The 21,771-nt window shown below is 33.6% G+C and carries 19 protein-coding genes; 12 read left to right on the top strand and 7 right to left on the bottom strand.

The window, feature by feature from the left end:
• Window positions 1–41: 41 nt before the first annotated feature.
• The 7 genes from PBN93_RS08995 to PBN93_RS08965 are packed head-to-tail and all read right to left on the bottom strand — an operon-like array spanning window position 42 to window position 4,351.
• On the bottom strand, window positions 42–404 hold the full coding sequence (locus PBN93_RS08995; RefSeq protein ID WP_077401690.1) for an MmcQ/YjbR family DNA-binding protein: 363 nt from the start codon (window positions 402–404) through the stop codon (window positions 42–44).
• An 11-nt stretch (window positions 405–415) separates the two neighbouring features.
• Window positions 416–745, bottom strand: coding sequence for a Dabb family protein (locus PBN93_RS08990; RefSeq protein ID WP_077401687.1), 330 nt, complete (start codon window positions 743–745; stop codon window positions 416–418).
• Between the two features lie 6 nt (window positions 746–751).
• The gene (locus PBN93_RS08985) at window positions 752–1,390 is read right to left on the bottom strand and encodes a DUF4230 domain-containing protein (RefSeq protein ID WP_013621383.1); all 639 of its coding nucleotides are present in this window, start codon (window positions 1,388–1,390) and stop codon (window positions 752–754) included.
• A 43-nt stretch (window positions 1,391–1,433) separates the two neighbouring features.
• Window positions 1,434–2,183, bottom strand: coding sequence for a cyclase family protein (locus PBN93_RS08980; RefSeq protein ID WP_077401684.1), 750 nt, complete (start codon window positions 2,181–2,183; stop codon window positions 1,434–1,436).
• A gap of 20 nt (window positions 2,184–2,203) precedes the next feature.
• Entirely contained in the window at window positions 2,204–3,334 is a 1,131-nt protein-coding gene (hemW, locus tag PBN93_RS08975; RefSeq protein ID WP_077401681.1) for a radical SAM family heme chaperone HemW, read from the bottom strand.
• A 4-nt stretch (window positions 3,335–3,338) separates the two neighbouring features.
• The gene (gene ruvC / locus PBN93_RS08970; protein ID WP_077401678.1) at window positions 3,339–3,893 is read right to left on the bottom strand and encodes a crossover junction endodeoxyribonuclease RuvC; all 555 of its coding nucleotides are present in this window, start codon (window positions 3,891–3,893) and stop codon (window positions 3,339–3,341) included.
• Between the two features lie 5 nt (window positions 3,894–3,898).
• The gene (locus tag PBN93_RS08965; RefSeq protein ID WP_245799597.1) at window positions 3,899–4,351 is read right to left on the bottom strand and encodes a hypothetical protein; all 453 of its coding nucleotides are present in this window, start codon (window positions 4,349–4,351) and stop codon (window positions 3,899–3,901) included.
• 294 nt (window positions 4,352–4,645) lie between these two features.
• On the opposite strand from PBN93_RS08965, the gene PBN93_RS08960 reads away from it, so the two are divergent.
• From PBN93_RS08960 to PBN93_RS08905, 12 genes are all read left to right on the top strand, one after another.
• Window positions 4,646–5,533, top strand: coding sequence for an AraC family transcriptional regulator (locus PBN93_RS08960; RefSeq protein WP_077401672.1), 888 nt, complete (start codon window positions 4,646–4,648; stop codon window positions 5,531–5,533).
• A gap of 95 nt (window positions 5,534–5,628) precedes the next feature.
• Window positions 5,629–6,933 carry a GntP family permease gene (locus tag PBN93_RS08955; protein ID WP_271080484.1) on the top strand — a complete coding sequence of 435 codons (1,305 nt, stop codon included), beginning with the start codon at window positions 5,629–5,631 and terminating at the stop codon, window positions 6,931–6,933.
• A gap of 163 nt (window positions 6,934–7,096) precedes the next feature.
• Window positions 7,097–8,110, top strand: coding sequence for an L-rhamnose/proton symporter RhaT (locus PBN93_RS08950; protein WP_077401666.1), 1,014 nt, complete (start codon window positions 7,097–7,099; stop codon window positions 8,108–8,110).
• 85 nt (window positions 8,111–8,195) lie between these two features.
• Window positions 8,196–9,362, top strand: coding sequence for a mandelate racemase/muconate lactonizing enzyme family protein (locus PBN93_RS08945; RefSeq protein ID WP_077401663.1), 1,167 nt, complete (start codon window positions 8,196–8,198; stop codon window positions 9,360–9,362).
• Entirely contained in the window at window positions 9,337–10,785 is a 1,449-nt protein-coding gene (locus tag PBN93_RS08940; protein WP_271080483.1) for an aldehyde dehydrogenase family protein, read from the top strand. Before PBN93_RS08945 ends, PBN93_RS08940 begins: the two co-directional genes overlap by 26 nt.
• Complete coding sequence (locus PBN93_RS08935) at window positions 10,786–11,736, top strand: 2-dehydro-3-deoxygalactonokinase (RefSeq protein ID WP_271080482.1); 951 nt, start codon at window positions 10,786–10,788, stop codon at window positions 11,734–11,736.
• Window positions 11,723–12,367, top strand: coding sequence for a bifunctional 4-hydroxy-2-oxoglutarate aldolase/2-dehydro-3-deoxy-phosphogluconate aldolase (locus PBN93_RS08930; RefSeq protein ID WP_271080481.1), 645 nt, complete (start codon window positions 11,723–11,725; stop codon window positions 12,365–12,367). Before PBN93_RS08935 ends, PBN93_RS08930 begins: the two co-directional genes overlap by 14 nt.
• A 19-nt stretch (window positions 12,368–12,386) precedes the next feature.
• Window positions 12,387–14,444: a DUF5696 domain-containing protein gene (locus PBN93_RS08925; protein ID WP_271080480.1), complete on the top strand. Its 2,058-nt coding sequence runs from the start codon at window positions 12,387–12,389 to the stop codon at window positions 14,442–14,444.
• A 6-nt stretch (window positions 14,445–14,450) separates the two neighbouring features.
• The gene (locus PBN93_RS08920) at window positions 14,451–17,678 is read left to right on the top strand and encodes a glycoside hydrolase family 2 TIM barrel-domain containing protein (protein ID WP_271080479.1); all 3,228 of its coding nucleotides are present in this window, start codon (window positions 14,451–14,453) and stop codon (window positions 17,676–17,678) included.
• 17 nt (window positions 17,679–17,695) lie between these two features.
• Window positions 17,696–18,016, top strand: coding sequence for a VOC family protein (locus PBN93_RS08915; protein ID WP_077401647.1), 321 nt, complete (start codon window positions 17,696–17,698; stop codon window positions 18,014–18,016).
• A gap of 152 nt (window positions 18,017–18,168) precedes the next feature.
• Window positions 18,169–19,623, top strand: coding sequence for a sulfatase (locus PBN93_RS08910; protein WP_077401644.1), 1,455 nt, complete (start codon window positions 18,169–18,171; stop codon window positions 19,621–19,623).
• A 19-nt stretch (window positions 19,624–19,642) separates the two neighbouring features.
• On the top strand, window positions 19,643–21,748 hold the full coding sequence (locus tag PBN93_RS08905; RefSeq protein ID WP_271080478.1) for a glycoside hydrolase family 127 protein: 2,106 nt from the start codon (window positions 19,643–19,645) through the stop codon (window positions 21,746–21,748).
• Window positions 21,749–21,771: the final 23 nt, after the last annotated feature.

The raw sequence follows: 21,771 nt of genomic DNA, 5'->3' as shown, positions 1-21,771 counted from the left end.
TAATGTAGTGGTGCGTAATGTATTATGTAACTAAAAAAATATTATTCCTTTAGCTTAGCTAACTCTGTTTGTTGTTTTTTGGTAAGTTTAGATACTACTAAATTGTATGAATGATCTATTAGTTCTTTTAGTAAACTAGGAGAAATACGTTCTATTAGTATTGTATTCCAGTGTTTTTTATTCATATGAAAACCGGGAGTAATTGCACCATCATATTTTTCTCTTAACTCCAATGCAAGTTCAGGATTACACTTTAAATTAATTTGAGGTGGCAAGCGCTCTAACGGTAACAAGGCAAACATTTTACCCACAACTTTAAATACCAAAGTATGCTCATCAAAAGGAAACTCTTCTGTAATTCCTTTTTTTAAAATGCAATATGCCCTAACCTCTTCTACATTCATACACAGCAAGTTTAAACTGTTGTAGAATCATATACCACAACCTTACTCCATAAATGAGCAGATTCTTCTATAAAAGTTAAGTGTGCCTCTTCATCCTGGTATTTCTGCTGGTTTTCCGCTGATGTAAAGGACACCAACAAACTAAACGTAAAGCTACCATCTACCACATCTCTAGTAGCTGCTGGCGGTACACCTATAAAATTAGTATTTGCATATTTAGAAGCATTTAAAAACTTGCGTAATGATGCTACAAAAGCTTTTTTATCATCTTCGCTATCCGGATTTTTTAACCAAAAATATACGTTATGCACAAATGCTGATTCAAAATTATTTACGCTCATAAAACACTATTTATTTATTTCCTTTTCTATTTGCTTTACCTCTTGTTTATTTTCAATTTTTAACGCAGAATAATCTAACGTCCACCCAATAGTTTCTACAATAGACTCTATTAAAAGTATTGCCTCTAACGCTTCTTTACGGGCCGTATCCATTAAACCACTTACTGGTATTTTCTCTAAAATATGCTCCTTTGCTTCTTTATTCACATTAGTTAAATCCTCTGGAGAAAACGAGTTAAATAATCCGTTTTTAATATCATAAAACTGAAGCTCAGGAGAAACTGACAACACCTCTGGCTCTGGAAAATTCTTGAGTATAATTCTCTTTTTACTATCATCTGCATTTAAAAGAATTTTTTTTAGATCGTACCCAATTTGCACTTTAGCATTTATAATTACTAATGCCTTTTTTTTACTACTTACCAAACTCATAAAATGCTCTTTGGTATTGTGGTATTGGTATACTTCTGCAAAATCTCCTTCTACAGATATTAATTTACAAACCCTTTTTATTTTTTCTAATAAAACAGTAGACTGTGTATGTGTAACTTCTTTGGTCTTTTTAGTTCTAAAAAAGGAATACACCCAATACATAAGTATAGCCCCTAAAATTAACCCTAAAAAAACCTCTATTAAACTATCCATTATTTATTTTATACGTTACAAAACAGCACTATTTAATACTGTTTTACTCTTCAATTTTATACAAAACAGGCCTACTAGGACTTGCATCATTCTCAAAAGGAGCTACTTGCAAATTTAAAAAATATGTACCATCTTCAATAGTATTAGCAACATATATAAATTCTGTTATAGTGGCATTTTCTCTAATTTTACCTTCAAAATTCCAAAATGCCTTATGAGAAACTAACTTACCATCATCTTTTTCCTTATCAACAGATGGCAAATCTATTAGCAAGTGCTCTACTCCTTTTTCTCTTAAAAAAACAGCTCCTTCCTCTAACAAGTAAGGTGGATTGGTATTAGAATATTGCGCTCCTATTTTATCTTCTAAATTAGGAATTGTACGAATAACAACAGCCTCTCTCTTTTTTTTACCTAAAGCATATTGCAATTGCTTTTTAGAAATAACAAAATCGTCTCCTATTTTTTCTGGTGCAATAGTAATTACTTCTGCCAAAAAGAAAAATTGTTTTAATTTTTGATTTACAGACACAAATTCCTCTGTAATATGCCCCACACACTCTGTATGCGTACCGTGTGCATGCGGATTAAACGTTATGTTTTTAAAGTTTACAGATGAACCCTCACTTACCAAACCAACAAAATCACCATCTGTATGTGGCTCTATAACTGGCGCACCAACATACCAAGCATTTACATTAGACTTATCCCCTTTTAAAGGCATACTAATATCTAATGCATCATTTAAATTAATTGAATATTTTTTTGTTCTTACTGTAATAACTGCCTTCATGAATCTCTTTCTATATTAATTTATAAGTTAATAATAAACAAATCTGCTGCTATACCATCACTTAAAAATTTACCTTTTGCTGTTACTAAAAGTGTATTATTTTTAAGTTGCAACAAACCTTTTTCAATTTTTTTATTTGCCTCTTTTTCTAAATAACTCACATATTTTAATCCAAAATCTTCCTGTACCTTTTGTAGTGAAACACCCCAAATAGTTCTTAAACCAGTCATAACATACTCATTATACCTATCCACTACAGACAATTTTTCTATCTCTTGTGGCAGCTTATTTTGCACTAATGCTTTTATGTATTTGGGGTTATTATTCACATTCCAACTCCTACTTTCCCCGTTAAAAGAATGTGCAGAAGGCCCAACACCAATATATTTTTTACCCAACCAATATGCAGTATTATTTTTAGAAAAAAAATCTGGTTTTCCAAAGTTAGAAAACTCATAATTTACAAAACCCTCTTTAGCCAATTCTTTTACCAAAATTTTATGATGTTCTTGAGCAACACTATCTTTTACAGGAGCTATTTCTCCTTTTTTAATAAATTTTTCTAAAGCAGTTTTTGGCTCTACTGTAAGTGCATAACTAGAAATATGTGGCAAACCAAAAGATAACGCTTTGTGTATGTTTTGCATCCATTTATCATTGCTCATTCCTGGAATACCGTAAATTAAATCTATAGAAATATTAGAAAAATACTTTGTCGCTTCAATTATACAACTCTCTGCTTCATAAGCATTATGCGCCCTATTCATCAGTCGTAAATCATCTTCAAAAAAAGACTGCACTCCAATACTAAGCCTGTTTACCTTTGATGCCGCAAGTTGTTCTATTTTTAAAGTAGATAAATCATCCGGATTAGCCTCCAAAGTTATCTCTGGATTTTTAACAACATTGTAATTTTCGTAAACTGTTTTGATAAGCCTATTTATTTCATTCGCATTTAAAACAGAAGGCGTACCACCACCAAAATAAATAGTTTCTACACTGGTTAGCAAAAACTCGTTTTTACGCAAAACAAGCTCTCTTGCAATTGCCTCTAGCATCTCATCTTTTTTCCCCATAGTGGTAGAAAAATGAAAATCGCAATAATGACAAGCCTGTTTACAAAAGGGAATGTGTATATAAATGCCTGCCATTTTTTTATTTTTTTACCCTATTTTGGTTTTGCTTTACAAAAGAATCCCAACCAGAGTAACTTTTACCTGTTTCTATTTTTCCGCTATTGTAAAAATGGCAAACCGCTGCTGCCAAACCATCTGTGGCATCTAAGTTTTTTGGTAATTCTTTTAACCCTAGAGTACTTTTTAACATACCAGCCACCTGTTCTTTACTTGCATTACCATTACCCGTAATTGCCATTTTAATTTTTTTAGGCATATACTCCGTTATTACTAGTTGTCTAGACAAACCTGCTGCCATTGCCACGCCTTGTGCACGGCCTAATTTTAACATAGACTGTACATTTTTGCCATAAAAAGGAGCCTCTAATGCCATTTCATCTGGGTGATACGTATCTATAAGCTCTATAGTGCGCTCAAAAATAAGTTTAAGTTTGGTGTAAGGGTCTTTATACTTCTGTAATAAAAGTTCATTCATTTGCAAAAACTCCATTTTTTTACCCACCACTTTTATAAGGCCAAACCCCATAATAGTTGTACCAGGATCTACACCTAATATAATTCTTTCTTTAGCCACTATTTTTATTTGGTATTTATTACTAAAGGAATTCTAAATTTGGCCCTTACCGGTATTCCTCTTTTTAAAGCGGGCTTTAATTTTGGTAGGCTTTTAATACCACGAGAAATTATACCATTAAAACCTGGTATTTGACTAGTAATAATTGAATCTTGCTCTATATCTAAAACAGAAATTTCTCCCTTACTATCTATTAACACATCAATACGTATGGTATCTTTAATGGTTCTATCTAAAACAAACTCAAAATCTCCTAGTATTTCTGAGTAATGCAACAATAACATTTCTTCAAAACATTTTTTCTGTACTTCTTTCGAAGCAAGTTCATCGCACCCTTCAAACAACGGAAATTGATCTATAGCATTCCAATTAATACCCTCCATTTCTTGCTTAATAATCTTCTGAGTTTTTTCTGCTCTAGAATCAAAAAAATCGCAAGAAACGCAAAGAAATATCATAAGAAATAAAGCTGCTCTTTGCATAAAAACTAAATTCTAGGCGAAATTTACAATTTTTTAATCAAGTGAACAGCATAGCACCAAAATTAGCAACACAAACTAAGCTATAAGTTAACTTTAAAAAGTAGGCATTACAAAAGATATAAATTACATATAACTAACAAAAACACACCTATTAGCACTATTTTACCTAAAAAAAATAATAATTAACATATATCAGGTTAATTTTTTATATTTATAACCACTTCAGAAATAAAAACTTATTTTTTTATTACGAAATTAAATTAAACTGCTATGAAGTTAACATACAAACAAACAGAGAAAAGGCCTGAAAACTCTTTCCTAGCTCGCCAAGATAGAATGCCTTGCATTGAGCAAAATTGGCATTTTCATAAAGAGCTAGAACTTATCTATTTTATAAAAAGCACAGGCACTCGTTATGTTGGCAACTCTATAGGAAATTTTGCGCCAGGGGAATTGTATTTAATAGGAAGCAACGTACCACACTTATTTAAAAACCATAAAGAATATTATGCAGACAAGCTAGAAGACGAAGCCGTAAACCTTATAGTTATTAAATTTGAAAATGATTTTTTAGGATCTGATTTTTTAGATTTGGCAGAAGCAAAAAAATTACAAGTTCTTTTTAAAAAGGCCAATATGGGGCTTCAATTTTCTAAGGCTGCAACATACTTAGCTCATAACCACATACTAGGTTTAGTGGGGAACAAAGGCTTATCTAGAATAATTGGCTTGTTAAAAATTTTAGATATTTTATCTGTAAGTGAAAACTATAAACCTTTATGCTCAGAGGTTATAACAAACACATACAACAAAAACGAAAAAGACCGTATGGCAAGAGTAATTTTATTTTTAACTGAAAATTTTGACAAAAAAATAGAGCTAGAAGAAGTTGCCTCTATTGCTTTTATGACTCCAAATGCCTTTTGCAGATACTTTAAAAAAAGAACCCATAAATCTTTTACGCAATACCTTAATGAAATTAGATTAAGGCACGCTTGCAAACTTTTAATAGAGGGGGAAATGCAAATTTCTACAGTCTGCTACCAATCTGGGTTTAATACACTCACTAACTTTAACAGGCAATTTAAAGCATTAATGAAAGTTACACCATCTGAGTATATGGAAAAGTATAACAAAAAAATAACCACTCTAATTTAAAATGGTAGTATAATGCTACTAACAGGTAAATACGTTGCACAATTAAAGAAATATTACGCCTATTTTTGTTTTATTATTTATAACCACACCTCACTATGCTCGCTTTAATTACGCTAACTGTTTGTATTGCTTTATTAATTATAGCCGTTACTGTATTTAAGGTTCATCCCATACCCGCTTTACTTGTTTTTGGACTATTACTTGGCTTAGCAACAGGCGGTAACGTAACAAGCGTAACAGAAAGCCTTTTAAATGGTTTTGGAAACACCTTAAAATGGATTGGTCTAATAATTTTATTTGGAGCCTTACTTGGAGAGATTTTGTCTAACACCGGAGGATCTGACTTAATAGCCGATAGTATTATAGCCCTCTTTGGCACAAAGTATTTACCCCTAAGTATGGCCATAATAGGCTTTTTAATAGGAATACCAGTTTTTATGGATGTTGCTTACTTAACACTACTACCCACATTGCACGTATTGTCAAAAAAGTCAGGACACTCCATATTAGTACTAGGCCTCTCCTTAGCAATTAGCTTAACTGTGGCGCACGCTCTAATACCACCAACACCAGGGCCATTAGCAGTGGCATCCGCATTTAATATAAGTGTAGGTAAAATTATACCCTTAAACGTTATTGTAGCTATTGCCGCTATAGCTGGGTGTTTAATGTGGCTAAAAATCAATAAAAAAAATTTACAAACTAGCAATAATATAGATACCAATAAGCTGCAGAGCACTACAAAAAAGAAACTAACAGGATACAAAAAAATTCTACCTTTTGCAGCCCTACTTATACCTCTTGTATTAATGTCTGTTGGTACAATAATAAAACAAGAAAACGCCTTTGTCGCGTTCATTAAAAACCCCATTTGGGCACTGTTAATAGGGATTATTTTTGCATTACCGCTACTAGAAAAAAAATCATTTTCTACTAAGTTAAATTCATACTTAAATACAGCTGGCGCTAAAACCGCTATAGTTATTTTAATTACAGGCACAGGCGGCGCTTTTGGTCAGGTTATAAAAGATACTGGTATTGTTAGCTCCCTTTTCTCAAACACAGACTCTATCTCTTCAATGGGTATAATTGTGCCATTTTTACTTAGCATGCTTTTTACAACTGTAACTGGCTCCATTACCGTTTCACTAATAACTACTGCATCTATAGTTGCACCACTAATTAGTAATGACACACTGGATCCTACCTTTACAACTGCTGCAATTTGTACAGGTTCATTAGGAGTTATACACGTAAATAGCAGTTTCTTTTGGCTATTTAAAGAAATACATCATATAACAGTCCCAAAACTGCTAAAATCCTTTAGCCTGTTAACCGCAATTGTTTCTTTATCTGGCGGATTAATGGTTTTTATAGCATATACATTTTTTAACAACTAACTCAATTGTCAATTTTGTGCTTAAAGGGTAAAATAGTGCTGCTGTAAGGTAAAATTCTTCAATAATCACATTCTATATTAAGGTTTCTTTGTGATATACAAATGAAAAGTAAATTATTTGCGCTTCATTATTCAAATCAACTATCACAAAAACCACTCATTAAATGAACACTTATTCATTAGCAATTATCTTAGTCATATTTGCGAGCTTTTTTCAAGGAACTTTTGGACTAGGAATGAAATACATAGCACCATTAAAATGGGAAGCTTGGTGGCTAATACAATCTTTTGTTGCTATGATTGCAGTTCCTGTAATCTGGGCATTTATTGTAATTCCAGATTTGTATAGCGTTATTACAGCTACAGATTCTAGCACGTTCTGGACCGCTGCATTATACGGCTTTTTATGGGGAATTGGAGGTATTCTTTTTGGTGTTAGTGTAGAAAAAACAGGAATATCTATTACATACGGTATAGTTATGGGACTAGCTGCTTCTATGGGGTGCATTATTCCGCTATTTCAAATTGAAGGTGCATTTTCGGAACCTTCTTTTCCTATTATTTTAACAGGCGTACTTTTACTTTTAATTGGTGTGGCCGTTACAGCTGTTGCTGGTGTTAAAAGAGATAAACTTAAAAGCAGTAACGATTCTAACACAACTAACAAATCTATAAAACTGGGTGTCTTAATTGCAGTTGCATCTGGTGTTTTATCTGCATTTTTAAATGTAGGTTTTTCTAATGCAGCTCCTGTAGCAAAAATAGCCGTAGATAATTATGATGTTAGCACACAAAATGCAAGTTTAGCTTCATGGGTTGTTGTTTTAATTGGCGCTTTTGCAATGAATGGTGGCTATGCAATTTTTAGATTAGTTAAAAATAACACTTGGAGCTCTTTTAAAGTAAAAAACAGCAAAAAAGCATACATATGGGCAATTGCTACTGGGATATTCTGGTTTGCTGCTCTTGGTGTATACGGGCAAGGCGCAGCCTTAATGGGAGATTTAGGTCCTGTTATTGGCTGGCCAATTCTACTAGGTTTAGCTCTTATAATAAGTAATTTTTGGGCATATAGAGCAGGCGAATGGAAAAATGCTAATGGTCCTTTTAAACTATTAATGGGAGGCCTAGCAATACTTATAACTGCTATATGCATTTTAGGATATGCCAATTATTAGATTGTAACACACATTAACCATAATTATAAAAATACACCCCTAATTGTTTATCAAATCTCTTAGGTGTCTAAAAATCCACTTTGGTATGAAAATAAAAAACATAGAGCCTTACGTAATTAGCCACGAGTTGGATACACCCTTTTATTTTTCGCAATGGCAATACAACACCAGAAAAATATGCCTAGTTAAAATTACATTAGAAGACGGAACATATGGCTGGGGAGAAGGCTATGGCCCTGCGGGTGTAATTAAAGCCGGTATAGAATTTTTTAAACCTTTTATTGTAGGCAAAAAGGCTATAGAAAACGAGGTATTATGGCAAGAAATGTACCGAAGATCTATGGATTACGCCAGAAGTGGAAGTTTACAAGCTGCTTTAAGCGCTATTGATGTTGCCTTGTGGGACATTAAGGGAAAACTACTAAATAAATCCGTTGCAGTGCTTTTAGGCGGTTTAAAAAACCCTACCATACAACCATATGCTACTGGCTTATATTTTACACGAGTAGATGACCTAGAAAAAGTTTTAATAAACGAAGCCAAACTCTATAAATCTCAAGGTTTTAAAGCAATAAAAATGAAAGTTGGCTTAAGTATTAATGAAGATGTAAAGTATGTAGCCGCAATTAGAAAAGCTATTGGAGATGACATTAGATTGATGATTGATGCAAACCACGCTTACAGTTATCAAGAAGCAATAGAACTTTGCCGAAAAGTAGAGAAGTATAATATTTCTTGGTTTGAAGAGCCCGTTTCTCCAGAAGATTATGAAGGTTATAAAAAACTAAGAAAAAGCACGTCTATTCCTATTGCCGGTGGCGAATGTGAGTATCTAAAGTTTGGTTTTAAACGACTTTTAGAAAACGAATGCGTAGATATTGCTCAGCCAGATATTTGTGCGTCTGGGGGCTTAACAGAAGCCAAACGAATTGCAACCTTAGCTCAAGTATTTAATAAAGATATTGTACCACATTCTTGGGGCACTTGGATTGCAATTAGTGCTGCCGCCCATTTTGTTGGCAACCTAGACAAAAACCCAGGCCGAATGTATAACGATCTGCCAACTATGGAATTAGACAGATCTGAAAATGCCCTAAGAGATATTGTTACAAAGTGCGACCTTACCATTAATAACGGACTATTATGCGTTCCTAACACTCCTGGTTTAGGTGTAGATGTAAATATGGATGAGTTAGAAAAATACCTTGATAAAGAAACACACTACAATGAAAAAAGATTTGAAATTCGGTAATAAAAAACTGTACATAAATGGCGAGTTAAGAGATGCTTCTAATGGAGCATCTTTTGATGTAATATGCCCTGCTGATGAAAAAGCTGTTGCTCACCTTGCTTGGGCAAGCAAAGAAGATACTGAGTATGCATTAGAAACCGCTGAGGAAGGTTTTAAATACTGGTCTAACCTACCTATAACCGAACGTTTAAACTGGATAGACAAATTAAGAACTAAAATAATAGAAAATAGCGATTTACTACGCAGTAGTATTATGCATGAAATGGGAAAAACTTGGGAAGGAAGCGAAGAAGACCTTACAAGTATTACAAATTCACTAAAATATTACTCAGAAGAAATTGTAAAACGTACCAATATAGAAATAGAAGATAAAGATGGTACTCATAAACACCATATTGTTTCACAACCACTAGGTGTTGCTGTTGCTTTTTTAGCTTACAATTTTCCACTATTAAATCTAGGCTTTAAACTTGGTCCAGCACTGGCAGCTGGTTGCAGCATTATACTAAAACCATCAGAATTCTCACCTTTATCCGCATACATTATAGGAGAAATTTGTCACGAGATTAATTTTCCAAAAGGTGTAGTTACTGTAATTTGTGGTGATGTTTCTAACGTAGGCATACCTTTATGCGAAAGTAAAATACCGAGACTAATTACTATGATTGGCTCTACAGAAACAGCACAAAAGTTAATAGAACAAAGTAGTAAAACATCTATAAAAAGATACAGTATGGAGTGTGGCGGCAATGCTCCTTTTATTGTTTTTGACGATGCAGATTTAGAGTTAGCCATAAATATAGGCGCTGCATTAAAGGTTGGAAACACAGGGCAAATATGTGTTGCTCCAAACAGGTTTTACATACACACTTCTGTTCTTAAAGAGTTTACAGAAGGTATGGTTGAAAAATTTAAAAACACAACCATTGGTTTTGGTAAAGAAAACAAACCAGAAATGGGTCCATTAACCAACAAACAATCTGTAACAAAAGTAGAACGCATACTAAAACAAGCAGTAGCAGAAGGCGGCAAAATAGAATGTGGAGGAAAAGCGTTAGAGCAACCTGGTTATTATTTTGAACCTACTGTAGTAAGTCTAAATAACCCTGAAGCTCCAATTTTACAAGAAGAAATTTTTGGACCAGTAGCTACTATTGTTCCTTTTTCTACTAAAGAAGAAGTTATAGAATACGCAAATAATACAGATGCAGGTTTGGCCTCTTATGTGTTTTCTAAGAACGAAGAAACTCTTCAATACTTTTCTGATAAACTAGAGTTTGGAGAAGTGCAATTAAACGGAGTAAAGTACGATATTTACTTGCCACATGGTGGTGTTAAAAATAGTGGTATTGGCGTAGACTGTTCTACCTATGCGTTAGATGATTACTTAATTAAAAAAAGAGTCACAAAAGCACTAAACTAAATGGCATTACCAAACTACTTTATTAGCTGTGATTGGGGAACTTCTAATTTTAGATTACGAGTTGTAGAAACAACTACATTAACAATTTTAGCAGAACACAAAACATATTGTGGTATAAAATTGCTTTATGAAAAATTTTTAAAGCAAAGTGATAAGGAACAAACTCTATTTTTTGCAGACTACTTAAAAGAACAGATATCTAATTTGCCTAAAGAACACCAAAAACATATAATTGTTGCTGCAGGTATGGCATCTGCTAATATTGGTTTATTTGAGCTTAACTATGCAGATTTTCCTCTTAATGCTTGCGGAAATAATTTAATTTGGAAGCATTTAGTTTTAAAAAATAATTTAGAAATACTTTTAATTTCTGGCGCAAAAACTAGTTCTGGAATGATGCGTGGCGAAGAAATACAAGCCATAGGATTAGAACAAGAATTAAAAGAATACAAAAAAGGGATTCTTTTACTACCCGGAACACACAGCAAACACATTACATACAATAATGAAGTTTACACAGAACTAAAAAACTATATGACTGGTGAGTTATTTGAGGTGCTTTCTAAAAAAAGCATTTTAGTTAATTCGGTTAGTACTAGCTCGTCAACTGTATTAGAGAAACCTTTCTTAGAAGGCGTTTCACTTGGATTGCAAGGGCAATTAAGTGCTAGTTTATTTTCAATTAGAGCTAAAGATTTACTTCAAACAAAAACAAAAGAAGAAAACTATTATTTTTTAAGTGGACTTTTAATTGGCGATGAAATTAGCTACTTACAGCAAACTACAGAAAACATATTTTTAGTGGCTCCAGACCCAGTTTTTAGCCTATATAAGTTAGCGTTAAAACAAATAATTAATCCAAAACAATTAATTCTCTTAGATGATAAAGTATTAGAGAATGCTCTATTGTTAGGTCAAAAGAAAATTTTATTACAGTATGACAACAAATAAACCTTTTAATTGGAAACTATATAATAAAGCTCCTATTGTAGGTATTGTAAGAGGCTTACCTTTAGAGACAGTTGTAGGTATCGCAAAAGCATATATTACAGCTGGTTTGTCTACTATAGAAATAACAATGAACACTGTTGGCGCAGCAGATATTATTGCAACAATACAATCTAATTTTCCTAATTTAAATGTTGGCGCGGGTACTGTTTGCACAATAGAAGATTACAATACGGCTGTTACAGCTGGTTCTCAGTTTATAGTAACACCAATAATAAATGAAGAAGTAATAAAAAAAGCCGTAGCAGACAAAATTCCTATTTTCCCTGGTGCTTTTACTCCAACTGAAGTTTACAAAGCTTGGTCTTTAGGTGCTTCTGCCGTTAAAATATTTCCTGCAACGCAATTAGGCCCTACTTACATAAAAGATGTTTTAGCTCCACTAAACAAAATAAAACTGCTACCAACAGGCGGAGTAACAAAAGAAAATATAAAATCTTTTTTTGCTGCTGGCGCTACAGGAGTTGGCATGGGCAGCTCATTATTAGACAAAGAGCTTATTAAAAACAAAGATTTTAACGGTTTAGCAAATCATTTTAAAAGTATTAAGGAAGAAATTGAAGCATATTTATAAACCACAACAAGACTATACTATGAAAATAAGAATAAAAATTACAGCACTTTCCGTATTAACCTTATTGTTTTTTAATGCTTCATTTGCACAAAAAACAGTAACTCTAGAGGACAATAACATAAAGGTAACTGTAGAAAACAAAAGTGGTAATTTTAGCGTAGTCGAGAAAAATTCTGGCCAAATATGGAATCCAGATCCTTGGGAAAATGCAGCTGGTTTATTAACACTTTTAGACAGTAAAAAAGCTAAGCAAACAGTAAACATATCTAACAGTAAAAATATAGAACTTACCAAAAAAGATAAAAATACGGTTATAATAACATTTAGTAATCCCACTTTTAAAGACGGCTCTGTAGCCAAAGGCGTAACTATACAAACTCAATTAAGCTTAAACACCAAAACATCTAAGCTAAGAGCAGAAATTATAAGTTACACATCTAGCAACCATAAGTTAATAGATCTTAGGTACCCATCTCGGCACTTTAGTTTAAAAACAGACCAAGATATTGGCGCAGCGGTAATTCCACAAAAGCAAGGTATTATTTGCCCGTCTTATATTTTCCCTATGAATGGTGGCCGTTTTTGCAAATGGGATGACACTACGTATAACAATAAATCTATTGGTACATTAGAGCTTTTTAATAACGGTACTGGCTTATCTATGCCATGGTGGGGAACGTACAATAAAAAATCTGCGGTAGTTGGTATTATTGATAATGACGTAAGACCAAAACTATTTTTTAATATAAATAACAACGGTCAGTACTTATTTAATGCAGAGGACAAAATGTCTACCTACCAAAGAATACAGTTTTTAGATCCTGTATGGGACATATCTAAGCCAGACCAAACAATTGGAGGTATAACATATTCTTTTATTCCTAAAGGAGATTATGTAGATATGGCTAAAGAATACAGAAAAGAAGCTAAAAAACGTGGCCATTTTGTTTCTTTAAAAGATAAACTAGCCAGAAACCCAGATGTAGATAAGCTACCAGGGGCAATCTATTTTGGTATTTATGGCGGTTATCCTCATTATGTAAATATGCCCGGTATGGCTTTTACTTTTGATGATTTAAAAGATATGATTACTACAATACACGACACTTTAAACGTAGACAATGCATTTATACATGCATGGGGCACGTTCTCTAACTACGTACCTAATAATTGGCCAATTAGCGATGAGCTTGGTGGTGCTAAAAAACTTAGAGAAGCCGTAGACTTAACCAACAAATATGGTTACTTATACTCATCATACCACTCCTACTCTGCATTATTAGAGAACGATCCAGATTTCTCAACCGAATTAATGTGGAAAGATGCAAATGGTAAATTACAAGAAACCAATAGTAGATGGGCACGTGTAGATAGTAAATATCAGTTAGGTTTAGCTAAAAAACACATTACTGAAGAAATAAAAACACTAAACTTAAAAGCAGATATTACTGATATTACGTTTGCTGCGTACAGAGAAAAAGGGAAAGAGGGCCGTATTGCTCTAGCCAAATATATAGACTCTCTAAACCTTGTAAACGGTACAGAGCACGGTCAAGAAGCCTGGATTCCTTATTTTGATATGTTTGAAGGTATGACCTATTTAGAAAGTGCTCCACTATCTACCATATCTAAAAAAGCACCATTATTTAGCCTAGTTTACCATGATGCAATAGCTACTTTTGGCAAAATACAAGATCCAGATAATGAAGTTACTAGTAATGGTGATTTTAGAATAAAAGCATTACGTAGCATACTTTTTGGAAGAGGAACAACTATTTTCTTTGCTCCGTATGAATTTGAAGGTATGTTTAACATGATTAAAATGGCTAATAAATTAGTAGCTCCAATACATAAAGAAACATTTTATGCAGAATTGAAAAGCCATGAATATTTAAGTTCAGATTTTAAAGTACAACGCACTAAATTTTCTAATGGAACCAGTGTAATTGTTAATGTGGGTAATGTAGACCAAAAAATAGAAAACGGACAAATAATTCCTGGTTACGGATATTACATAATAAGAGAAAACGGAGAAATTAGCAAAGGAAGTTTTAAAGTTAGCTTAGTGCAAGATTAACAACTTATGAAAATTAAATTAACCCCATTTTTAGTCGCTCTTTTACTATACAAAGCTATAGTTGCTCAAAACGATTGGGAGAATGAGCATATTTACGAGACCAACAAAATGGTAGCTCGTACTGCCAGTTATTCATACCAAAATGTTACAGACGCATTAGAAGGTAATAGAGACAAAGCAAGAGTAAAGTCTTTAAACGGTATTTGGAGATTTAAATATACTGCTAAATCTGAGGATAGACCATTAGATTTTACCGCAAAAAATTTTAATGGCAAAGACTTTACAACTATTCCCGTACCATCCAATTGGGAATTACAAGGCCACGGTCAACCCATTTACACAAATATTACATATCCTTTTACACCTAACATACAAGATCCAAATTTAAAGTACGGCTGGAGAGGACCACAACCTCCTATCCCTCCTAAAATTTACAGAGATAATCCAGTTGGTAGTTATTATAGAGATTTTGAAGTTCCAAAAGAGTGGAACAATCAATCCATAATTCTTCATTTTGGCGGCGTATCCTCTGCATTTTACGTTTGGGTAAATGGGGAAAAAGTAGGTTACAGTCAAGGAAGTCGCTTAGCAGCAGAATTTAATATAACAAACTACATTAAACCTGGAGCTAAAAACAGAGTTGCAGTACAAGTATTTAGGTGGAGTGACGGCAGTTACCTAGAAGACCAAGATATGTGGCGCTTAAGCGGTATTCACCGAGAGGTACTATTAATGGCGCAACCAAAAATAGCAATTAACGATTTTTATATTAAAACTAAGTTTGATGCCAATATAGAGAATGCAAAACTACAAATTAGACCTAAAGTTTGGGTTAAAGAAAATAAAGAGAATTTAAAAGACTGGACTATAACCGCAATGTTGTTTAATGCTGATAAAAAACAAGTGTTAAACAAAGAAATTACAGTGCCAGTTAGCACAATTTATAATGAAAGATGGCCTGCACGAGACATTACAAAATTTGGTTTGTTAGAAGCAGATATTAGAATGCCAAACAAATGGTCTGCAGAAAACCCGTATTTATATACCGTAGTATTAAATGTAAAAGATCCTAACGGAAAAATAGTAGAATCTAGAAGTCAGAAAATAGGCTTTAGAAAAGTTGAGTTCAGTAAAAAAAACGAACTATTAATTAACGGAAAAGTTGTAAAACTTATGGGTGTTAATAGACACGACCACCACCCAACAAGAGGAAAAGCATTAACACGAGAAGATTTACGTAAAGATGCAGAGTTAATTAAGCAATATAACTTTAATGCTGTACGTACATCTCACTACCCAAACGACCCGTATTTTATAGAGCTTTGCAATGAGTATGGCATTTATGTTATGAGTGAGGCTAATATAGAAACGCATCACCTAGGTAGTTACATACCACAAACACCATCATGGACGGCACCTATTTTAAGTAGAGTTTACCGGATGGTAGAGCGTGATAAAAACAACCCAAGTATAATATCTTGGTCTCTAGGAAACGAGTCTGGTACTGGCCCCGCTTTTGCGGCAGCTTCTGCCTGGATAAAAGATTATGACAGCTCTAGATTTATACATTATGAAGGAGCCCAAGGAGACCCAAACAACCCTAATTACGTAGAAAATGCCGGTTTTACATCTAACAATTGGCCTAGTATGGCAAACCCAACAGATCTTGCCTATGTAGACGTTATTAGCAGAATGTATCCAGATCAATCTCAATTAGAAAATCTTGCAAACAGTGCACATATAAACAGACCCATAATTATGTGCGAGTATATGCACGCTATGGGAAATTCTATGGGTGGCTTAGGTGAGTTTTGGGATGTTATTAGAACTAAACCAAACTTAATTGGAGGTTTTATTTGGGATATGGTAGACCAAGGATTAGAGAAAAAAAACCCAAATGGCAATACCTTTTACGCTTATGGCGGTGATTATGGAGACACTCCTAATGACCATAATTTTTGCATAAACGGCGTATTTGCATCAGACCGCACACCTAACCCACACGCTTGGGAAGCAAAATATGTTTTTCAGCCTGTGGTTTTTGAAACTGCAGATAAAGAAAACAAGCAAGTAAGAATTATAAACAGATTTACGTTTACAAACTTAGATAAATACACTATTAAATGGAGTGTTTATGAAAACGGAAAAAAGTTAGAATCTGGAGAACTTCCCCGTCAAGACATAGCCGCTGCTTCATCAGCCATAGTTACAATTCCCTATAAAAGTAATTTAAAAAATAATTCAGATTACTGGCTGCGCCTATCACTACATGAAACAAAAGATCGTTTGTGGGCAAAAAAGGGATATTTAATTGCTAAAGAGCAATTATCACTTAAAGCAAAGAGCACTATAACCAAACATATTTCTACCTCTAAAAAAAGTATTTCTATTTTAGAAAATAAAAATACTATTACAGTAAATGGGGCTAATTTTTCGGTAGGAATATCTAAAAAAAATGGTCAATTATTTTCCTATATAACCCAAGGACAAGAACAAATTATATCTCCTTTAAAACCAAATTTTTACAGACCACCTATAGATAATGATATTAGAGGTGCTAGCAGCAAAAAACTTAAAGAAGGCAGACAGTTTTGGAAAAATATTTTAGACAGTGTTAAAACAACTAAAGTTACTATTAGTAAAAAAGATGAAAAATCTATTAAAGTTATAAGCGAACAACAGGTAAATAACAAACTAAGTTTTACAACTACTTATACTATTTACAATGATGCTACTGTGCTAATTTCTTTTAACACCCAAGCTAGTAAATCTTTACCAGCTCCTACTAGAATTGGGTTAACAATGGGGATTAACAAACAACTAAAAAACACAAGTTATTACGGAAATGGCCCGTATGAGAATTATAGTGATCGTAAACGAAATTCTGAAATTGGAGAATACCATACCAAAACAGATGCTATGTTCACCAATTATGTAATGCCGCAAGAAAACGGTAACAGAACAGAAACGCGTTGGCTAAATTTAACAAACGGGAAAAAAGGAGGAATTAAAATAGTAGGTGTACCTAAATTTAGTTTTTCTGTTTGGCCGTATTCATCAGAAAACATAGAACAAGCAAAACATCCGTATGAGCTTACTCCACAAGGTTATTACACGCTAAATATAGACTATGCGCAAACTGGTTTAGGAGGCACACTATCTCACTTATTACCAAAATACACATTAAAATCTGGCGAGTATAGTTTTCAATTTCTTATTCAGCCATTACAATAATAGTTAAACTTAAAATTATGGATTACAAATTTAGTCACATAGGCATACCTACTACAGAAGAAAAAAATTGGGATGGATTTTACGAGCCTGGAAAAATTCATTATACAGAATTTGACAAGGATCCTTATAATATTGAATGGGTAAAGTTTGATGCTAATAGCCCAATGCCAGAACTAATGCGCACTGTACCACACGTAGCTTATTTTGTAGATAATATGGAAGATGCTTTACAAGGCAAAGATATTTTAGTTGACACTTTTTCTCCTGGAGAAGGTGTACGGGTAGCTTTTATAAAACATAACGGTGCTCCTGTAGAATTTATGGAAGTTAACAACTAACACACTTAGTTTAAATAACTCTATTTTAAACATAAAACTATATTTTAAAGTTAAAATAATGCTACACTAAGGTAATATGCATTAATCTCATTAACGTATTTTTCATTTAATTTGTTCCAATTCACTCATTTTTAACAGTGATTTTTAATAAAATGAAAAAAAATATAATTTATATTCTACTACTAACAGTAGCAATTACAGTAAAAGCCCAAGAGAAACCTAATATTATTTTCTTATTTTCTGATGATGCTGGTTACGCAGATTTTGGTTTTCAAGGCAGTAAAGTAATGAAGACTCCTAACTTAGATAAACTAGCAAAATCTGGAGCAAAATTTACACAAGGTTACGTTACAGATGCAACTTGCGGACCATCTAGAGCTGGGTTAATTACGGGTAAATACCAACAACGTTTTGGATATGAAGAAATAAACGTTCCTGGTTATATGAGCGCCAACTCTAAATTTTTAGCAGATGATATGGGATTACCTTTAGACCAATTAACCATAGCAGATTATTTAAAAAAACTAGGTTATAAAACTGCTATGTACGGCAAATGGCACTTAGGTGATGCAGACCGCTACCACCCAACCAAGAGAGGTTTTGATGAGTTTTATGGTTTTAGAGGTGGTGCTCGTAATTACTTTGGTTATGAAGATGTCACTAAAGCTCACCCAGATACCAGAATGGAAAGAGGTTTTGGTAATTTTCAAGAACCAACAGAATATGTTACAGATGCCCTAGCTAAAGAAGCCGTATCATTTATTGAAAAAAATAAAGACAATCCGTTTTTTATTTATTTAGCCTTTAATGCGGTACACACGCCAATGCAAGCAACTAAAGAAGACCTAGATAAATTTCCTAATTTAACAGGAAAACGAAAGGAATTAGCCGCTATGACTTTGGCTTTAGATAGAGCTTGTGGCACTGTTTTAAACAAGTTAAAACAACTTGGTTTAGACAAAAATACAATTGTTGTTTTTTCAAACGATAACGGAGGACCAACAGACAAAAACGCATCATTAAATTTACCATTAAGCGGTACAAAATCTAACCATTTAGAAGGCGGCATTAGAGTTCCTTTTTTAATAAGTTGGCCAAAACAAATAAAATCTAAAACTGTATACAACTTTCCAGTAAGCACACTAGACTTACTTCCTACTTTTTACGCAGCAGGTGGCGGCAATGTTACAGATTTAAAGGATATAGATGGTGTTAACTTACTGCCATACATTAACGGACAAAACAACAGCAGACCACACAATACTTTATTCTGGAAAAAAGAAGTACGCTTAGCTTATAGAGAAGGCGACTATAAATTAATAAGATTTGCAGACAGACCGGCTGAGTTATATGATTTATCTACAGACACTGCAGAACAAAATAATATAGCATCTAAACATCCTGAAAAGGTAACATCTATGTTTAAAAAAATGTTTGAATGGGAATCTACCCTTCAGCGACCTTTGTGGATGCTTAAAAGGTCTTTTGAAAATTATGACATAGACCGTATGGACCGTTACAGAACTCCAGAAATGGTTAAAAAAGAAATGGAACAATACACTATCCCTTTAAAAGAAAGTAACGGATATAAAAAAATAGAAAACTAACTATAACTCAACTTAATATATGAAACACATCACAATTTTGGCGTTTAGCGCACTGGTACTAGCATCCTGCGGCCAAAAAGAAAAAACAAAAGACACGGTAGTTACTGCAAATACAGAAAGTAAAGATTTGGCTTTAAATCTAGATTCTAATGCAGGTATTATTAACAATGCTAATAGTCCGCATGTTGCTTTTAAAAGTATAGATATGGGCGATTGCCAATGGACAGAAGGCTTCTGGGCAGATAAGTTTAAAATTGCCGAAACAAAAATGGTTCCGTACATGCGCAGTTTATTAACTGGTGATACAGGCCACGCACTTAACAACTTTAAAATTGCAGCTGGCTTAAAAGATGGTGAGCACAAAGGAATGCATTGGCATGATGGCGACTTTTATAAATTTATGGAAGCCACAATGTATGTTTATGCACAAAACAAAGATGAAGCTTTACTAAAAGAAATAGATAGCTATATAGACATTATAGGGAAAGCACAAGAAAAAGATGGCTACCTACAAACACAAATACAACTAAACAAAGATAGGTCTAGGTATGAAAACAGAAAGTTTCATGAAATGTACAATTCTGGTCACTTATTAACCAGCGCTTGTATTCACTACAGAATTACAGGACAGACCAATTTTTTAGAAATTGCCGTTAAACACGCAGATTTACTATACTCGTTATTTATGACAGATGATGAGCGTTATGGCCGTTTTGGTTTTAATCAAACCCAAATAATGGGCTTGGTAGAATTGTATAGAACCACAAAAGACAAACGCTATTTAGAGTTAGCTGAAAAATTTATAAACAATAGAGGTGCTTATAAAGTTGCAGAAACGCCAGAAACTAAAGGATATCCTATTGGAGATATGGTACAAGAACGCACTCCTTTACGTAAGTCTGATGAAGCAGTTGGCCACGCCGTTTTAGCATTGTACTACTATGCAGGCGCAGCAGATGTATATGCAGAAACAGGAGAACAAGCTTTAATTGATGCTTTAGATAAATTATGGATGAATGTTGCACTAAAAAAAATGTATGTAACTGGTGCCGTGGGTCAAACTCACTACGGAGCATCTACCAACAGAGATAAGATAGAAGAAGGCTTTATTGACGAGTATATGATGCCTAATATGACCGCGTATAATGAAACATGTGCTAATGTTTGTAACTCTATGTTTAGCTATCGTATGTTAGGTGTACATGGCGAATCTAAATATGCAGATATTATGGAAACCGTACTATACAACAGTGCTTTATCTGGCATTAATTTAGAAGGAGACAGGTATTACTATGCCAACCCACTTAGAGTTATACACGGCTCTAGAGATTACAGTAAAATGAATACAGAATTTCCAACAAGACAAGCTTATTTAGACTGTTTTTGTTGTCCTCCAAACCTGGTACGTACTATTGCAAAAGTATCTGGTTGGGCATATAGTAAATCTAAAAATGGTATTGCTGTAAACCTTTATGGAGGCAACACTTTAAATACAACACTTACAGATGGGTCTAAAATAAAATTAAAGCAAGAGACCGCTTACCCTTGGAATGGAGATGTTAAAATAACAATGCAAGAATGTAAAAATACTCCTTTTGATATGCTTGTTAGAATTCCTGATTGGGCAGAAGGCACAAAAGTTTTTGTAAATGATAAAGATGCTGGTGTTACCGTAAAAGCCGGTGAATTTGCCATAATTAATCGTGAATGGAAAAAAGGTGACGTTATACGCATTGCTATGCCATTAGATATAAATTTTGTTGAAGGCCACGAACGTATTGAAGAAGTACGTAATCAAGTAGCTATAAAAAGAGGTCCGCTTGTATATTGTGTAGAATCTGCAGATTTACCAAAAAACACTAGTATTTTAGATGTATTTATTAAAGGTGATGCTTCTCAATTAAAATCAGAATATAGACCAGACTTTTTAGGTGGTGTATCTGCTATAACAGGTAATGTTTTATTACGTAAAGACGCTGCTAAAACAGATAAAATGTATCACAAAGTAAACAAACCACAATGGGAAAAGTACAACACTACATTTGTACCTTACTATGCATGGTCTAACAGAAATAATGAAAAAGAGAGCGAAATGACGGTGTTTTTACCAGTTGTTTGGGAATAAGATTTAGTTTTTATTAGTAAAAA

Origin of the sequence: Cellulophaga omnivescoria, from assembly GCF_027915275.1 — a bacterium.
GTDB classification, from domain to species: Bacteria; Bacteroidota; Bacteroidia; order Flavobacteriales; family Flavobacteriaceae; genus Cellulophaga; species Cellulophaga omnivescoria.
This window is presented reverse-complemented; position numbering and strand designations above follow the sequence as displayed.

Coding starts and splice junctions, on each gene's coding strand:
- PBN93_RS08985 (WP_013621383.1), bottom strand. CDS start 1,390: ATGGATAGTTTAATAGAGGTTTTTTTAGGGTTAATTTTAGGGGCTATA.
- PBN93_RS08935 (WP_271080482.1), top strand. CDS start 10,786: ATGGCATTACCAAACTACTTTATTAGCTGTGATTGGGGAACTTCTAAT.
- PBN93_RS08995 (WP_077401690.1), bottom strand. CDS start 404: ATGAATGTAGAAGAGGTTAGGGCATATTGCATTTTAAAAAAAGGAATT.
- PBN93_RS08950 (WP_077401666.1), top strand. CDS start 7,097: ATGAACACTTATTCATTAGCAATTATCTTAGTCATATTTGCGAGCTTT.
- PBN93_RS08960 (WP_077401672.1), top strand. CDS start 4,646: ATGAAGTTAACATACAAACAAACAGAGAAAAGGCCTGAAAACTCTTTC.
- PBN93_RS08940 (WP_271080483.1), top strand. CDS start 9,337: ATGAAAAAAGATTTGAAATTCGGTAATAAAAAACTGTACATAAATGGC.
- PBN93_RS08945 (WP_077401663.1), top strand. CDS start 8,196: ATGAAAATAAAAAACATAGAGCCTTACGTAATTAGCCACGAGTTGGAT.
- PBN93_RS08955 (WP_271080484.1), top strand. CDS start 5,629: ATGCTCGCTTTAATTACGCTAACTGTTTGTATTGCTTTATTAATTATA.
- PBN93_RS08920 (WP_271080479.1), top strand. CDS start 14,451: ATGAAAATTAAATTAACCCCATTTTTAGTCGCTCTTTTACTATACAAA.
- PBN93_RS08910 (WP_077401644.1), top strand. CDS start 18,169: ATGAAAAAAAATATAATTTATATTCTACTACTAACAGTAGCAATTACA.
- PBN93_RS08980 (WP_077401684.1), bottom strand. CDS start 2,183: ATGAAGGCAGTTATTACAGTAAGAACAAAAAAATATTCAATTAATTTA.
- PBN93_RS08905 (WP_271080478.1), top strand. CDS start 19,643: ATGAAACACATCACAATTTTGGCGTTTAGCGCACTGGTACTAGCATCC.
- PBN93_RS08965 (WP_245799597.1), bottom strand. CDS start 4,351: ATGATATTTCTTTGCGTTTCTTGCGATTTTTTTGATTCTAGAGCAGAA.
- PBN93_RS08930 (WP_271080481.1), top strand. CDS start 11,723: ATGACAACAAATAAACCTTTTAATTGGAAACTATATAATAAAGCTCCT.
- PBN93_RS08925 (WP_271080480.1), top strand. CDS start 12,387: ATGAAAATAAGAATAAAAATTACAGCACTTTCCGTATTAACCTTATTG.
- hemW (WP_077401681.1), bottom strand. CDS start 3,334: ATGGCAGGCATTTATATACACATTCCCTTTTGTAAACAGGCTTGTCAT.
- PBN93_RS08915 (WP_077401647.1), top strand. CDS start 17,696: ATGGATTACAAATTTAGTCACATAGGCATACCTACTACAGAAGAAAAA.
- PBN93_RS08990 (WP_077401687.1), bottom strand. CDS start 745: ATGAGCGTAAATAATTTTGAATCAGCATTTGTGCATAACGTATATTTT.